Source organism: Paraburkholderia sp. J76, assembly GCF_905220295.1.
GTDB lineage: Bacteria > Pseudomonadota > Gammaproteobacteria > Burkholderiales > Burkholderiaceae > Paraburkholderia.
In genome coordinates, this window is sequence record NZ_CAJMZJ010000005.1 from 69,359 (window position 1) to 84,029 (window position 14,671).

The 14,671-nt window shown below is 65.5% G+C and carries 15 protein-coding genes and 1 other RNA gene; 8 read left to right on the plus strand and 8 right to left on the minus strand.

Annotation, left to right across the window (positions count from 1 at the left end):
* The first annotated feature begins 79 nt into the window (after positions 1–79).
* The 3 genes from ssrS (at position 80) to U5768_RS11600 (ending at position 1,701) form a co-directional block, all read left to right on the plus strand.
* Positions 80–261, plus strand: a non-coding RNA gene (gene ssrS / locus U5768_RS11590) — 6S RNA.
* A gap of 101 nt (positions 262–362) precedes the next feature.
* The gene (locus U5768_RS11595) at positions 363–821 is read left to right on the plus strand and encodes an EVE domain-containing protein (RefSeq protein WP_322030537.1); all 459 of its coding nucleotides are present in this window, start codon (positions 363–365) and stop codon (positions 819–821) included.
* A 145-nt stretch (positions 822–966) separates the two neighbouring features.
* Positions 967–1,701 carry an SIMPL domain-containing protein gene (locus U5768_RS11600; protein WP_322030538.1) on the plus strand — a complete coding sequence of 245 codons (735 nt, stop codon included), beginning with the start codon at positions 967–969 and terminating at the stop codon, positions 1,699–1,701.
* A 96-nt stretch (positions 1,702–1,797) separates the two neighbouring features.
* Here U5768_RS11600 and lgt read toward each other — a convergent pair whose 3' ends face one another.
* A complete protein-coding gene (gene lgt, locus U5768_RS11605) occupies positions 1,798–2,733 on the minus strand; it encodes a prolipoprotein diacylglyceryl transferase (protein WP_322030539.1) in 936 nt (311 codons plus the stop codon).
* Positions 2,734–2,900: 167 nt separating this feature from the next.
* A complete protein-coding gene (locus U5768_RS11610; RefSeq protein WP_322030540.1) occupies positions 2,901–3,860 on the minus strand; it encodes a LysR family transcriptional regulator in 960 nt (319 codons plus the stop codon).
* 134 nt (positions 3,861–3,994) lie between these two features.
* Here U5768_RS11610 and ilvD point away from each other — a divergent pair, with 134 nt between their 5' ends.
* Both ilvD and U5768_RS11620 read left to right on the plus strand, forming a co-directional pair.
* Positions 3,995–5,668 (plus strand): dihydroxy-acid dehydratase, encoded by a 1,674-nt coding sequence (ilvD, locus tag U5768_RS11615; RefSeq protein ID WP_322030541.1) that lies wholly within the window; start codon positions 3,995–3,997, stop codon positions 5,666–5,668.
* A 122-nt stretch (positions 5,669–5,790) separates the two neighbouring features.
* A complete protein-coding gene (locus U5768_RS11620) occupies positions 5,791–6,150 on the plus strand; it encodes a c-type cytochrome (RefSeq protein WP_322030542.1) in 360 nt (119 codons plus the stop codon).
* Positions 6,151–6,172: 22 nt separating this feature from the next.
* Here U5768_RS11620 and U5768_RS11625 read toward each other — a convergent pair whose 3' ends face one another.
* Genes U5768_RS11625 through U5768_RS11635 form a run of 3 tightly spaced genes read right to left on the minus strand, consistent with a single transcriptional unit; the run spans position 6,173 to position 8,614 of the window.
* Positions 6,173–6,574, minus strand: coding sequence for a DUF2486 family protein (locus tag U5768_RS11625; RefSeq protein WP_322030543.1), 402 nt, complete (start codon positions 6,572–6,574; stop codon positions 6,173–6,175).
* A gap of 59 nt (positions 6,575–6,633) precedes the next feature.
* Positions 6,634–7,050, minus strand: coding sequence for a DNA polymerase III subunit chi (locus tag U5768_RS11630; RefSeq protein WP_322030544.1), 417 nt, complete (start codon positions 7,048–7,050; stop codon positions 6,634–6,636).
* 52 nt (positions 7,051–7,102) lie between these two features.
* On the minus strand, positions 7,103–8,614 hold the full coding sequence (locus tag U5768_RS11635; protein WP_322030545.1) for a leucyl aminopeptidase: 1,512 nt from the start codon (positions 8,612–8,614) through the stop codon (positions 7,103–7,105).
* A gap of 134 nt (positions 8,615–8,748) precedes the next feature.
* On the opposite strand from U5768_RS11635, the gene lptF reads away from it, so the two are divergent.
* From lptF to U5768_RS11650, 3 genes are read left to right on the plus strand one after another with little or no spacing between them, the layout of a single operon-like run.
* The gene (gene lptF / locus U5768_RS11640; RefSeq protein ID WP_322030546.1) at positions 8,749–9,849 is read left to right on the plus strand and encodes an LPS export ABC transporter permease LptF; all 1,101 of its coding nucleotides are present in this window, start codon (positions 8,749–8,751) and stop codon (positions 9,847–9,849) included.
* A 15-nt stretch (positions 9,850–9,864) separates the two neighbouring features.
* Positions 9,865–11,013 (plus strand): LPS export ABC transporter permease LptG, encoded by a 1,149-nt coding sequence (lptG, locus tag U5768_RS11645; RefSeq protein ID WP_322030547.1) that lies wholly within the window; start codon positions 9,865–9,867, stop codon positions 11,011–11,013.
* Positions 11,014–11,055: 42 nt separating this feature from the next.
* A complete protein-coding gene (locus tag U5768_RS11650) occupies positions 11,056–11,433 on the plus strand; it encodes a CbiX/SirB N-terminal domain-containing protein (RefSeq protein ID WP_322030548.1) in 378 nt (125 codons plus the stop codon).
* A gap of 77 nt (positions 11,434–11,510) precedes the next feature.
* Here the strand turns inward: U5768_RS11650 and cobA are convergent, their stop codons facing one another.
* The 3 genes from cobA to cysD are packed head-to-tail and all read right to left on the minus strand — an operon-like array spanning position 11,511 to position 14,659.
* On the minus strand, positions 11,511–12,284 hold the full coding sequence (gene cobA, locus U5768_RS11655) for a uroporphyrinogen-III C-methyltransferase (protein ID WP_322030549.1): 774 nt from the start codon (positions 12,282–12,284) through the stop codon (positions 11,511–11,513).
* A 57-nt stretch (positions 12,285–12,341) separates the two neighbouring features.
* The gene (locus tag U5768_RS11660) at positions 12,342–13,670 is read right to left on the minus strand and encodes a sulfate adenylyltransferase subunit 1 (protein ID WP_322030550.1); all 1,329 of its coding nucleotides are present in this window, start codon (positions 13,668–13,670) and stop codon (positions 12,342–12,344) included.
* Positions 13,671–13,696: 26 nt separating this feature from the next.
* Positions 13,697–14,659 carry a sulfate adenylyltransferase subunit CysD gene (gene cysD, locus U5768_RS11665; protein ID WP_322030551.1) on the minus strand — a complete coding sequence of 321 codons (963 nt, stop codon included), beginning with the start codon at positions 14,657–14,659 and terminating at the stop codon, positions 13,697–13,699.
* Positions 14,660–14,671 lie beyond the last annotated feature (12 nt).

Consider the following 14,671-nt stretch of genomic DNA (forward strand, 5'->3'; position numbering starts at 1 on the left):
GTATGATGATGTTCATGGATAGCAGTGAATTGTTTAGAAACTCGCGTTGCTAAACACACGCTATCGACCAGTTTAGTCAGCTTCCCTGCCTGGTTCGCCAAGGTCATATATTCCTTGAACCAATGCCATGTGCACGGTTGCGGAAATTTGTAGCACGGGCGTGCGCGTCACACAGTCTGATGTACCCGAAGTGCTGCTAACTGCGACCAATTCTGAACCCTCGGTTCAGGATGCCGGCCTAGCGGCTATGGCGGGGACCTATTCAAACGGCATCGGACCACAGTCCGATGCCGTTTTTCATTGCGTTTCCATTGTGCGGCCGCGATCGCACACCTTCTCCCTTTCGACGTGACCTTCGACTCATGCGCTACTGGCTGATGAAGTCCGAACCCGACGAAGCAAGCATCGACGACCTCGCAAACGCGCCGCAGCGCACGCTGCCCTGGACCGGCGTACGAAACTACCAGGCGCGCAATTACATGCGCGACACCATGCAGCAAGGCGACGGCGTCCTGTTCTATCACTCGAGTTGCCCCGAGCCGGGTATCGCGGGCATCGCGCAGGTGTCGTCCACGGCATATCCCGACCCTACGCAGTTCGATCCGAAAAGCCCTTACTACGACGCGAAATCGACGCACGAAAATCCGCGCTGGATGCTCGTCGACGTGGTGTTCAAGAAGAAGTGTCCGCTCATTGCGCTCGCCGCCTTGCGCGAGCACGAGGAACTCGCGGACATGCGCGTGCTCGCGAAGGGCAATCGCCTGTCGATCACGCCGGTCTCCACGGCCGAGTGGAACTTCATCACGAAACATCTGATGTGAGGCGGTTTCAACGGGGCGCAGCCGCGCACGCACACAGCATGCGGGCGCGACTTCAAGCACAATCGCGCACAAGCCGCGCACAGTCGCGCATCGCTACGCCGTTACGTGTGGATTGCGCGCGCCGCAAGTTCTGCAAGGAGCCACAATGAACCGAAAAACCGCCGTCACGCTCGCCGCTGCATTCGCTGCCGCGCTTCCCCTCGCCATGACGCTCGCGCCGGGCGCCGCGTTTGCGCAAAGCGACGCGCGTTTCCAGCAGCCCTCGGGCGTGCTGTCGCTTTCCGCGCAGGCTAGCGCCGAAGTGCCGCAAGATGTGGTCGACATCACGCTGTTCTTCGAACAGGAAGCGAGTGATCCCGCTTCGCTCACCGCCACGCTCAATCAACGCGCCGACGCCGCGCTGCAACGCGCAAGAGGCGTCGCGGGCGTGACCGCGCACTCGGGCCAGTTCTCGATCTTCCCCTCCACCGATCGCGACGGACGCATTTCCGCCTGGCGCGGCCGCACGGAAGTCGTGCTCGAGTCGCACGATTTCGCGGCGGCGTCGAAGCTCGCCGGCGATCTCTCGTCGATCATGCAGGTAGGCAACGTGCAGTTCTCGTTGTCGCCCGAAGCGCAGCGCGCCGCCGAGCAAAAGCTGCAAGGCCAGGCCATCGCGTCGTTCCGCGACCAGGCGCTCTCGGCCACGCGAGCGTTCGGCTACAGCAGCAACACGATTCGCGACGTGAACGTGGGCCACACGGGCGTGATGCCGCGCCCGATGATGATGATGAGCGCACGTGCCGCTTCAGCCGATGCGAAGATGTCGTCGCCTGTGCCGCTCGAAGGGGGCACGTCCACGGTGACGGTGAGCGTCTCCGGCTCGGTGCAGATGAAATAAGGCGCGCCTTATAAACGGATCAAGCGCGCAAATAGCAAGGCCACGGCGAAAACCGTGGCCTTTTTCATGGGCTAAAACGCGCGACGCGCGCGCGTGTCAGCTTTTCGCGCCCGCTACCCGCGCGCCGTCGTTGCCGTTCTTGCTGCCGTCCTTGCCGCGTTTTGCGCGGCGATACGCCCACGCCATCAAACCCAGGCCCACGATGATCATCGGCAGCGAGAGCCACTGGCCCATCGAAAGCCCAAGCGCGAGCAGGCCGAGGAAGTCGTCGGGCTCGCGTGCGAATTCGACCGTGAAGCGCGCGAGACCATAGCCGATCAGGAACAGGGCCGAAATCGCGCCAACCGGGCGCGGCTTGCGCGCGAAAAGAATCAGCACGATGAAGAGCGCGATGCCTTCCAGCGCGATTTCATACAGCTCGGAAGGATGGCGCGGCAGCAGGTGGTACTGCGCGAACACTTCGTTCAGGTGCCATTGCGCGGCCAGTTGCGGATGCGCGGCGAGCCACGCGGCGTCGTCGTTTGCGGCGCCCGGGAACAACATGGCCCACGGCGAATCGGGCGACGTCACGCGGCCCCACAACTCGCCGTTGATGAAGTTGCCGAGCCGGCCGAACGCGAGACCCGTGGGCACCATCGGCGCGACGAAGTCCGTGACCTGCAACCAGGTGCGGCCGCGTTGCCACGCGAACAGCACCATCGCGAAAGTCACGCCGAGGAAGCCGCCGTGAAACGACATGCCGCCTTCCCACACCTTGAAGATGTCGAGCGGATGCGCGAAATACCAGCTCGCCTTGTAGAACAGCACGTAGCCGAGGCGTCCGCCCAGGATCGTGCCGAGCACGCCGTAGAACAGCATGTCGTCGATGTCTTTCGCGGTCCAGCCTTGCGCGGCCACGTAAGGCAGACGCAGGCGCAGACGGCCGATCACGATCGCCAGAATGAAGCCGACGAGGTACATGAGGCCGTACCAGCGCACGGCGAGCGGCCCCAGATGAATGGCGACGGGGTCGAAGTTCGGGTGGATGAGCATCGTGGATGAAGTGTGGTCGGCGATATCGGTTGAAATCGGGTTGTAAGCAATCGTGCGAATGCCACGTCATGGCGTGACATTATCGCCGACGCGAGGGGGCGCGAACGAAAACGCACCTCTCACGGTGCGCAGCGGTGTAACGGCGACCGAGGGCGAGCCGCGCGCGGCTAGCCCTCGCGCCGCTGCAAACCCGCCGTCGCCGCCTGCGCGCGCACGATCTCGATGAACGCCGCGAGCACCGGGCTCACCTCGGCGCAGCGCCATACGAGCCCTGTTTCGATGGTGGGGACCGCCCCGGCGAGCGGCCGGTACGCGACGCCCGTACGCCGCAGATGGCGCAGCGACTGCGGCACGAGCGCCACGCCCATGCCGGCGGAGACGAGGCTCACGATGGTCTGCATCTGGATCGCCTCCTGCCCGACGAGCGGCGCGAGGCCCGCCGCGCCGTAGCAGTCCATGATGGTGTCGTAGAAGCCCGGGGCCAGATGGCGCGGGAAGACGACGAGCGGCGCATCGGCGAGATCGCGCAGGCTCACAGGCGTGTCGTGCCAGTCGTCGGTGGCCGGGCCGCCCAGGCGCGCGGCAAGCGCCGACGGCATCGCAACCACGAGCGGCTCGCGCGCGACCGGCTGGTAGGCAAGCTGGGCCGCGTGGCGCGGCGGCACGGGCGCGATCACGAGGCCCGCGTCGATACGCCCTGCTACCAGCTCTTCCACCTGCACATCGCTCGTCGCCTCCGCAAGCTGCAAGCGCACACGTGGGTAACGCGCGCCGAAATCGCGCAGCAAAAGCGGCAGCAAGCCATAGTCGGCGGTCGAAACGAAGGCGAGCGCAAGCACGCCCGCCTCGCCGCGCGCAAGGCTCTGCGCGAGCGGGCGCAGCGCTTCGGCGCTCGCCAGCAGGCGCCTCACCTCCGGTAGCAGATCGGCGCCCACCGCCGTCAACTCGACCGAACGGCGCGTGCGCGCGAACAGCTCGACGCCCAGCGTTTCCTCCAGCGCGCGGATGGCCTGCGAGAGCGGCGGCTGCGTCATCGACAGTCGCGCCGCCGCGCGGCCGAAATGCTGCTCCTCGGCCACGGCGACGAAATAGCGAAGCTGGCGCAAATCGGGGATAGTCGGGCTCATCGGCATCGGTCTCGCATTGACGGCGTGTTGATATCTTTTTCGACTCAATAGACCACGAATAATATATTGGACAGCGTTCTCGCGAAATCGCATGCTTCGAGACGTGCCCGAGACAAAATCCACCGGAGGTCCCCATGTCCTATAACCGTCGTTCGAAGCACATCACGCAAGGCGTCGCCCGCTCGCCCAACCGTTCGATGTTTTACGCGCTCGGCTACGAGAAGGCCGACTTCGACAAGCCGATGATCGGCGTCGCGAACGGCCACTCGACCATCACGCCTTGCAACGCCGGCCTGCAGCGCCTGACCGACGCCGCCGTTGGCGCCGTCAAGGCCGCCGACGCGAATCCGCAGACCTTCGGCACGCCCACGATCTCGGACGGCATGTCGATGGGCACCGAGGGCATGAAGTATTCGCTCGTCTCGCGCGAAGTCATCGCGGACTGCATCGAGACCTGCGTGCAGGGCCAGTGGATGGACGGCGTGGTCGTGATCGGCGGCTGCGACAAGAACATGCCCGGCGGCATGATCGCGCTCGCGCGCATCAACGTGCCCGGCATCTACGTGTATGGCGGCACGATCCGACCGGGCAACTGGAAGGGCCAGGCGCTCACCATCGTCTCGGCGTTCGAGGCCGTGGGCGAATTCACGGCGGGCCGCATGACCGAAGAGGATTTCGAAGGCGTCGAGAAAAACGCCTGCCCCTCCACGGGTTCGTGCGGCGGCATGTACACCGCGAACACCATGAGTTCGTCGTTCGAGGCGCTCGGCATGTCGCTCCTGTATTCGTCGACGATGGCCAATCCCGATCAGGAGAAGGTCGACTCGGCGGCGGAATCGGCGCGCGTGCTGGTCGAGGCCGTGAAGCGGGACCTCAAGCCGCGCGACATCATCACGAAGAAGTCGATCGAAAACGCCGTGGCGCTCATCATGGCGACAGGCGGCTCGACCAACGCCGTGCTGCACTATCTCGCCATCGCGCATGCGGCGGAAATCGAATGGACCATCGACGACTTCGAGCGCATGCGCAAGAAGGTGCCGGTGATTTGCGACCTCAAGCCCTCGGGCCAGTACGTCGCGACCGATCTGCACGAGGCCGGCGGCATTCCCCAGGTGCTCAAGATCCTGCTCGACGCGGGTCTGCTGCACGGCGACTGCGTCACCATCACGGGCAAGACCATCGCCGAGGAACTCAAGGACGTGCCGTCCACGCCGCGCGCCGACCAGAAGGTGATCTACCCCATCAGCGAGGCGCTTTACAAGGAAGGCCATCTGGCGATCCTCAAGGGCAACCTCGCGACGGAAGGCGCCGTGGCCAAGATCACGGGCCTGAAGAATCCCGTCATCACGGGTCCGGCCCGCGTGTTCGACGACGAGCAAAGCGCGCTGGAAGCGATCCTCGCGGACAAGATCAAGGCAGGCGACGTGGTCGTGCTGCGCTATCTCGGCCCCAAGGGCGGCCCGGGCATGCCGGAGATGCTCGCGCCGACTTCGGCGATCATCGGCAAGGGGCTGGGGGAATCGGTGGGACTGATCACCGATGGGCGCTTCTCGGGCGGCACCTGGGGCATGGTGGTGGGGCACGTCGCGCCGGAAGCGTTCGAAGGCGGCACGATCGCGCTCGTGCAGGAAGGCGACTCGATCACCATCGACGCGCACAAGCTGCTGCTGCAACTGAACGTGGACGACGCCGAACTCGCGCGCCGGCGCGCGGCCTGGAAGCAGCCCGCGCCGCGCTACACACGCGGTGTGATGGCGAAGTACGCGGCGCTCGCGCGGCCGGCGAACGAGGGGGCGGTGACAGGCTAAACCCGGTCGAGCCGCGCGGAAGTCCCGGCCCGCAGTCAAGCAAAGGGCGCACGTTCAGGACGTGCGCCCTTTGCTTTTATAATGCGACGACACAGCCGGCGCGTACGCGGGCGGAGACCAGTATGAAAGGAAAGTCGCAAGCGAAGAACAAGACAGCGACGCTCGCCGCCGCGCTCGCCATCGGCATTGCCGGCGCACTCGGAGCCGCCCCTGCCCGCGCGCAGCCAAGTCCGGCCGGCCTCGCGCTCGCCCAGCAGCAGAACTGCATGAGCTGCCATTCGGTCACGCGCAATTTCATGGGCCCCGCGCTGCGCGACGTCGCCGCGAAATACGCAGGCAAGCCCGAGGCGCAGGCCTACCTCACGCACAAGATTCTGGAAGGCAGCACCGGCGTGTGGGGCGTGGTGCCGATGCCGGCCAACACGCAACTGAACCCCGCTCAGGCAGCCGAACTCGCGAGCTGGGTCCTCACGCTCAAGTGAAGCGGTGAGGCCGGGCTAAAAGTCAGGCCGAAGGCGGTTGCCCCGCGCGCGCCGCCAGTTCTTCGCGCACGGCGGCCTTCACCCAGTTTTTCAGTTCCGTTTCGAGCGCGAGGCCGATCTCGCGCGACACCTGGCCCACGAGCCAGTTCGAATGTTCCTGCATCGCGGCGCTGCAGCGCGCCTCGATCACCGCGCGGCCTTCGCCGGTGAGCCAGGTCAGGCAGCGGCCGCGCAGTCGCTCGACGAGTGCGTCGGCGTCGTGCGCGAAGAGGCCTTCCTCGCGCTCGGCCACGGCGGCCTTCACGGCGGCGGCCGTCGCGCTTTTCGCCTCTTGCACGTTGTGCGCGCGCAGCGGATTGCCCGCCACCATGACTTCGCTCAAGAGCGGAATCGCATTGTCTTCCGGGTCGTGCATGCCGGGCATGTATACCTCCATCGATCGGAGCAGTCGGCCTTGCGCCGGTACGCCTCTCGCGTCCGGCCTCAGCCGCCCTGCTTGTAGTTGTTGAGCGCGTAACCGCGGTCGCGGTAGAAACGATAGCGCTCGCGGCCCGACGCGAGTTCGTCGGGCGCATCGCCAATCACTTCAAGCAGGCGCTCGAAGCGCGCGAACTGAGGCGGCACCTGCGCGCCGAGATTGAGCAGCACGCGATGATGCGGCGCACGCTCCAGGTCCGTTGCCAGCACGATGGGCGAGTCTCCCGCGTGCGGGCTGCCGGCCATGCTGTGCGGCACGAAGTCGAGCGGCGAAAAGGTCCACAACATTTCGTCGAATGCGCGCAGGCGCGCGGGCTCGGCAAGCACCACCGCCTGCTCGCCCGCCTGGTACGCCTTGCGCACGAGGCGGCACGCATACAGCAGCGAGTCGCCCACGTTCGTGTGGAAATCGATGCGCGTCATGCCCGCACCGCTTTACACAACGTGAGATGCGCAGCAATCGCCATACCTGCCTTCATTGCGCCGCGCGATCGATGAGGAACTGCGCCAGCAGCGGCACCGGACGGCCCGTTGCACCCTTGGCCGCCCCGCTCTTCCACGCCGTGCCCGCGATGTCGAGGTGCGCCCACGGGTAGCTTTCGGTGAAGCGCGAAAGGAAGCACGCCGCCGTCACGCTGCCCGCCGGGCGGCCGCCGATGTTGGCGAGGTCGGCGAAATTCGACTTGAGCTGGTCCTGATACTCGTCGTCGAGCGGCAGGCGCCACGCCGGATCGTTCGCTTCGCGCGAAGCGTCGAGCAGTTCGCCCGCGAGCGCGTCGTCCTTCGAGAACAGGCCGCTGTTGTGATGACCGAGCGCGATGATGCACGCACCCGTGAGCGTGGCGATGTCGACCACCGCGGCCGGCTTGAAGCGCTCGGCATAGGTGAGCGCGTCGCACAGGATGAGGCGGCCTTCGGCGTCGGTGTTGAGCACTTCGACCGTGAGTCCCGCCATCGTCGTGACGATGTCGCCCGGCTTCGTGGCGTTGCCCGCGGGCATGTTCTCGCAGGTCGGGATGATGCCGATCACGTTGATCTTCAGGCCCATTTCGGCGACCGCGCGGATCGTGCCGAGCACCGAGCCCGCGCCGCACATGTCGTACTTCATCTCGTCCATGCCTTCGCCTGGCTTCAGCGAGATGCCGCCCGTGTCGAAGGTGATGCCCTTGCCGACCAGCACGATGGGCGCCGACCTGGCGCTTGCGCCCTGGTAGTGCAGCACGATGAACTGCGGCGGTTCGACCGAGCCCTTTGTTACAGAAAGAAACGAGCCCATCTTGAGCGTCTCGATCTGGCGCTGGCCGAGCACCTCGACCTTGAGCTTCCAGTCGCGCGCGAGCTTCTTGGCCGTGGCCGCGAGATAGGTGGGCGTGCACACGTTGCCCGGCAGATTGCCGAGGTCGCGCGTGAGGTCCATGCCGTTGGCGAGCGCGACGGCCTGCTTCGCCGCGAGCTTCGCGGCCTTTTCCTCGGCGGCGTCAATGCTGAACACCACGCGCTTGAGCGAGCGTTGCGAGACGTCGGGCTTGCTCTTCATCTGCGTGAAGCGGTAGGTCTCGTTGCGCAGCGCGAGAACGGCGGCGCGCACGCCCCATTCGCCCGTGCGCTCCTTCACCGGCAGGTGCGCGAGCGTGAACGTGACCTGCGCGATCTTCGTACCGAGGATCGCGCGCCAGGCGGCCCTGACCGCGTCGCCGTATGCCTTCTGACCGAAGGTGTCCTGCTTGCCGAGACCCACGAGCAGCACGCGCGAGGCGCCGATGCCGCTTACTTCCGGCAGGAACAGCGTGGAGCCGGGCTTGCCGTCGATGTCGCCAGCCTTGACGACGCGCGCGATTGCGCCGCCAATTGCGGTGTCGATCGCGAACGCCGGGCCCGAGAGCGTTTGCGCCTCGAACACGCCGACTACGACACAATCCGACTTGCCGGTCAGGAAGGAGCCTTCCCCGCCTTTGCTCCAGTCACAGGCTTTTATGCTAAAGTCCATCGCGCTTGTCCTCGGATAAAATCAGGGCTTAGGATGAAAGCCGCAATTATCCGCTATTTTTCCCGCGGCGGCTCCTGGGCGGTTGCGCGAGCTGCGCGCCTCCCGGCACGGGCCGCCCGCCCTGCCCATCAAGAATGATCTTCGAACGTTCCCTGCAGCGCGAACTCGCGTACACGGCCGGCGCCGTGTTCATGGTTCTGCTCACGATCATGCTGACGACGATGATGATCCGCATCGTCGGCTTCGCCGCGTCCGGTCAGATCGACCCGCGCGACGTGCTGGTGCTGATCGGACTGACCGTGATCGGCTATATGGCCGTCATGCTCATCGTCACGCTCTTCGTGTCGATCCTGTTCGTCCTCACGCGCTGGTACAAGGATTCCGAAATGGTCGTGTGGCTCTCCTCCGGGGTGAGCCTCACGCGCCTGATCAAGCCGGTCGCCACCTTCTCCGCGCCCATCATCCTGCTGATCGTGTTCTTCGCGTTCATCGGCTGGCCGTGGTCGAACGCGCAGAGCAAGCTCATTCGCGCGCGCTTTCAGCAACGCGATGAAGTGTCGCTGCTCGCGCCCGGCCAGTTCCGCGAATCGCCCACCACGCATCGCGTGTTCTTCATCGAGAGCATGAGCCCCGACCAGGGCCGCGTGGAGAACGTGTTCGTCACGAGCACGGAAAACGGCAAGGTGAGCGTGATCGTTTCCAAAACAGGCCACACCGAAACCCAGAAGGGCGGCGACCGCTTCGTCGTGCTCGAAAATGGCCGCCGCTACGACGGCGAACCGGGCCACCCCGACTTTCGCATCAGCGAATTCGCGCGCTATGGCGTGAAGATCACGAGCCAGCCGGTGGTGAACACGCCCACGTCCAGCACCACGTCCACGCCGGGCCTGCTGCGCCATCCCACCGACGACAACCTGGGCGAACTCGCCTGGCGCGCCGGCCTGCCGCTCATCGCGATCAACCTGATGCTGCTCGGCATTCCGCTCGCGTACCAGAACCCGCGCCGCAGCCGCACGATCAATCTCGTGATGGCGGTGCTGATCTACCTCACCTATTCGAACCTGCTCAACGTCGTGCAGTCGCAGATCGAGCAAGGCAAGATGCCGTTCGGCGTCGGCCTCGTCTTGCTGCACGCCGTGGTGCTCGCGCTCGTCGTGTTCATCTTCTGGATACGCGTGCGCAACCGGCCGCTCTTTACACGTGCGATGTTCCGGCGCGCCTCTTCAGGAAACTGAGAGGGAAACTGACCGATGCGCATCTACGAAAAATACTTCGCTCGCCAGGTTTACCTGACGTTCATCTTCATCCTGTTCGCCTTCTCCGGCCTGTTCTTCTTCTTCGACCTCATCAACGAGCTGAACTCGGTCGGCCACGGCAACTACAAGTTCCAGTACGCGGTGCTGCGGGTGGCGCTCCAGGCGCCCTCGCGGCTCTACGAGATCATCCCGGTCGCGGCGCTCATCGCCGCGATCTACGTGTTCGCGCAAATGGCCGCGAATTCGGAATACACGATCTTTCGCGTGTCGGGTCTCGCCACGAACCAGGCGCTGCGCTCGCTGCTCAAGATCGGCGTGCCGCTCGTGCTGCTCACCTATCTGATCGGCGAAGTGGTCGGCCCTTACACCGACCAGCTCTCCGAGCGCGTGCGTCTGGAGGCGCTGGGCTCGGCGGTGTCGAGCAACTTCCAGTCGGGCGTGTGGGTGAAAGACACGCTCACCGCGCGCGCCGACGGCGAGCAGGTCACGCGTTTCGTGAATGTGGGCGAACTGCTGCCCAACGCGACCATCACGAACGTGCGCATCTACGAATTCGATTCGAAGTTCCGGCTTTCCAACGTTCGGCTCGCAAAGAGCGGCACGTTCCAGCCGCCGGGCCACTGGCTGCTCAAGGACGTGACGGATACGCAGCTCATCGGCGTGCCGCCGCCGCAGAACCAGCCGGCCGATGCGCTCGATCCGGTCTACCGCGCTACACAGACGTCGGCGCCCGAATACTCGCTGCGCTCGGAACTCACGCCGAACATTCTCTCGGTGCTGCTCGTTTCGCCCGACCGGATGTCGATGTTCAACCTGTTCCGCTACATCCAGCATCTGACCGAGAACCATCAGGACGCGCAGCGCTACCAGATCGCGTTCTGGCGCAAGCTGCTCTACCCGTTCGCCGTGTTCGTGATGCTCGTGCTCTCGCTGCCGTTCGCGTATCTGCATACGCGCGCGGGCGTGGTGGGCATGAAGGTGTTCGGCGGGATCATGCTCGGCATGAGCTTCCAGCTCGTGAACACGCTGTTCTCGCACGTGGGTACACTGAACACCTGGCCCGCGCCGCTCACGGCGGCGACACCGGGGCTCATCTATCTCGCGGTTGGGCTGATCGGACTCAAATGGGTCGACCGGCATTGATGCCGCAAGCGCTCGACCGCTGACTCGTAGAGGCGCGCAAGCATGGGCACGCACGGCATGATCCTTTTCGGCCACGGCGCGCGCGACGCGCGCTGGCAAGAGCCGTTTGCGCGCCTCGCCGCGAAGCTCGCCGCCGCGCGCGGCGACGCAGGTCCGGTCGGCCTGGCCTTTCTCGAACTCATGACGCCGAGCCTCCCCGATGCCATCGCCGCGCAAACCGCGGCCGGCTGCGACACGATCACGGTCGTACCCGTGTTCTTCGGCCAGGGCGGCCACGTGCGCCGCGACCTGCCCGCGCTGATCGCGCAGTGCCAGAGCGAGCATCCGGGCGTGCATCTGCGTTGCGCGGGAGCCGTCGGCGAAGACGATGCGGTGCTCGATGCGATCGTGCGCTATTGCATCGAAATCGAACGCGGCTAAAAACACTCACGCATAAAAAAACCGGGCTCGCTTTTCAGCGAGCCCGGTTTGCTTTCCTGGCCTTTTTCGCGTGGTGCTCAGGCGGCCGCGCGGCGGGGTTGATGGTCCCCGTGCGCCTGATCCTCGCACTGCGCCTGCCCTGCCCTTTCGGCGAATGCATCGCCGATCATGAGCAGGCTCGGCTGCGCCGGGTCGAGCCACTCCTGAGCCTCGCCCGCTTCGAGGGCCGCCAGCGTCAGCGTCAGCGTGCGCTCGCGCGCGGTGCTGCACGCTTCCACGATCGCCACCGGCGTCGCGCCCGCGCGGCCTGCCTCGATGAGCTGGCGCGCGATTTCGGGTGCGCTGTCGCGGCCCATGTAGAACACGAGCGAATCGGCGTTGACCTGCTCGCGAATCGCCTCGCTGCCCGCCGCGCGCGAATACGTGGCAAGCGCCACGCTGCGGGCCACGCCGCGCAGCGTCAGCGAGCGTTGCAGCGTCGCCGCGCTGGCGAGCGCCGCCGTGATGCCCGGCACGACTTCGAACTCGATGCCGGCCGCTTCGAGCGCGCGCATTTCCTCGTCGGCGCGGCCGAACAGCATCGGGTCGCCGCCCTTCAGGCGCACGACCACGGCGTGTTCGCGCGCTGCATCGACAAGCTGCTTGTTGATGAAGTGCTGCGCCGTGGAACGCTGCCCGCAGCGCTTGCCGACCGCGATGAACTTCGCGGATCGCGGCGCGTAGTCGAGCATGGCGGGTTCGACGAGCGCGTCGTGCAGCACGACGTCGGCGAGCGCGAGCAGCCGCGCGCCGCGCACCGTGATGAGGTCCGCTGCGCCCGGTCCCGCGCCGATCAGATATACCTTACCCATAAGCTTCGAATCCATTGTTGCGGCCGCGCGGCCGCAACCTGCCCGCGCGCTGGCGCGTTACGCCGAGAACGCGCGGATCATACCCGCGGCCACCGTGTGATGCGTCGCTTCGTCGATCAGCACGAATGCGCCGGTGCCGGGATTCGCATCATACAGGTCGCAGACCAACGGCTTTTGCAGCGACAGCGCCACGCGGCCGATATCGTTCATCGCGAGTTCCTGGCGATCGGTGGCGTGCGAAAGCGTGTGCACGTCGAGCACCTGTTTAACCGCGCCGATCTTCGCGAACACCGTGCTCGTGGTTTGCTTGAGCAGATACTTGCGCTGCGGCGAAAGCGGCTCTTCGTCGAACCAGCAGAGGTCCGCTTCGAGCTTCTTCGCGGGCTGCGCTGCGTCCGCTGCCGGCACGAACGTGTCGCCGCGCGAAACGTCGACGTCTTCGGCAAGGCGAATCGTGACAGTCTGGCCCGCGAACGCGCGATCGACCTGCGCCGTGCCGCCCGGCACCGGCGCGATGATTTCCGCAACGGTCGCGCTGCGGCCCGCCGGCAGCACCGTGATGGTGTCGCCGAGCTTCACTTCGCCCGCTTCGACGCGGCCCATGTACCCGCGGAAGTCGTCGGCGCTGGAGCCGTCCTGACGCGCGACCCACTGCACCGGGAAGCGCAGCGCTTCGCCCGTGGCCTGCGCGACGGGCAGTTGCTCGAGCACGTCGAGCAGCGGCTCGCCTGCGTACCACGGCATGCGCTCGCTCGCGGCCACGATGTTGTCGCCCTTGAGCGCCGAGACCGGCACGAAGCGCACGTCGGAGAGACCGAGCTGGCGTGCGAGCGCGACATACGCTTCGCGGATCAGGTTGAACGTCGCTTCGCTGTAATCGACGAGATCCATCTTGTTGATCGCGACGATCACGTGTTGCAGGCCGAGCAGATTGACGATTGCGCTGTGACGCTTGGTTTGCGGCAGCAGTTGCGTTACGCCGTTCTCGACCGTGACACGCGTGGGGTCGATCAGGATGATCGCGGCGTGCGCGGTCGAAGCGCCCGTCACCATGTTGCGCGTGTACTGTTCGTGACCCGGCGTATCCGCGATGATGAACTTGCGCCGCGCCGTGGCGAAATAGCGATACGCCACGTCGATCGTGATGCCTTGCTCGCGCTCGGCTTCGAGGCCGTCGGTGAGCAGCGACAGGTCGATCTCGTCGCCCACCGTGCGCTTGTTCTTCGCGCGCGAGAGCGCCGAAAGCTGGTCGGAGAGAACGGCCTTGCTGTCGTACAGCAGGCGGCCGATCAGCGTGCTCTTGCCGTCGTCCACGCTGCCCGCCGTGATGAAGCGCAGCACGCCGAGGTCTTCAGGTTGATGCGCGGGTTGCTCAATGCGAACCATGTCTAATCTTTCCTCTTACGTGCTCTTTAGAAATAACCTTGCTTCTTGCGCTGTTCCATCGCGGCTTCCGACGTCTGGTCGTCCATGCGCGTCGCGCCGCGCTCCGTGATTTCGGTCACGGCCGTTTCGGCGATGATCTTCTCGACGTTGTCGGCATCGCTCGCCACCGGGCACGTGCAACTGATATCGCCCACGGTGCGAAAGCGCACCTGCGCCATTTCGCTGACTTCGCCTTCCTTCATCGGCGTGAGCGGCGTGACCGGCACGAGCAGGCCGTTGCGGCGCACGATCTCGCGCTGGTGCGCGTAGTAGATCGACGGCAGTTCGAGCTTTTCGCGCTCGATGTATTGCCACACGTCCAGTTCCGTCCAGTTCGAGATCGGGAACACGCGCAGGTGCTCGCCCTTGTGCAGGCGCGCGTTGTAGACGCTCCAGAGTTCCGGGCGCTGCGCCTTGGGGTCCCACTGGCCGAATTCGTCGCGAAACGAGAAGATGCGCTCCTTCGCGCGGGCCTTCTCTTCGTCGCGGCGCGCCCCGCCGATCATGGCCGTGTAGCCATATTGCTCGATGGTTTCGAGCAGCGTGACCGCCTGTGCGGCGTTGCGCGAATCGGTTTCGCGGCGCAGGCGCACGGTGCCGCGCTTGATCGAATCTTCCACGTGACCGACCACGAGTTCCGCGCCGATTTCGGCCGCGCGGCGATCGCGGAAGTCGATCACTTCCTCGTAGTTGTGGCCCGTGTCGATGTGCACGAGCGGAAACGGCAGCGTAGTCCTGCGGTTCGCGCCGAGGCCGAACGCCTTCAAGGCGAGCGCGAGCACGACGACCGAATCCTTGCCGCCCGAGAACAGCAGCGCCGGCTTGCTGCATTCGGCGACGAGTTCACGCAGGATGTGGATCGACTCGGCTTCGAGCCAATCGAGATGGTCCATACGGTTCGCCGTGACCTGGAGCGGTGCGTTCACTGCTGAGTCGAGCGTGGTGCTCATATTCGGATCCTT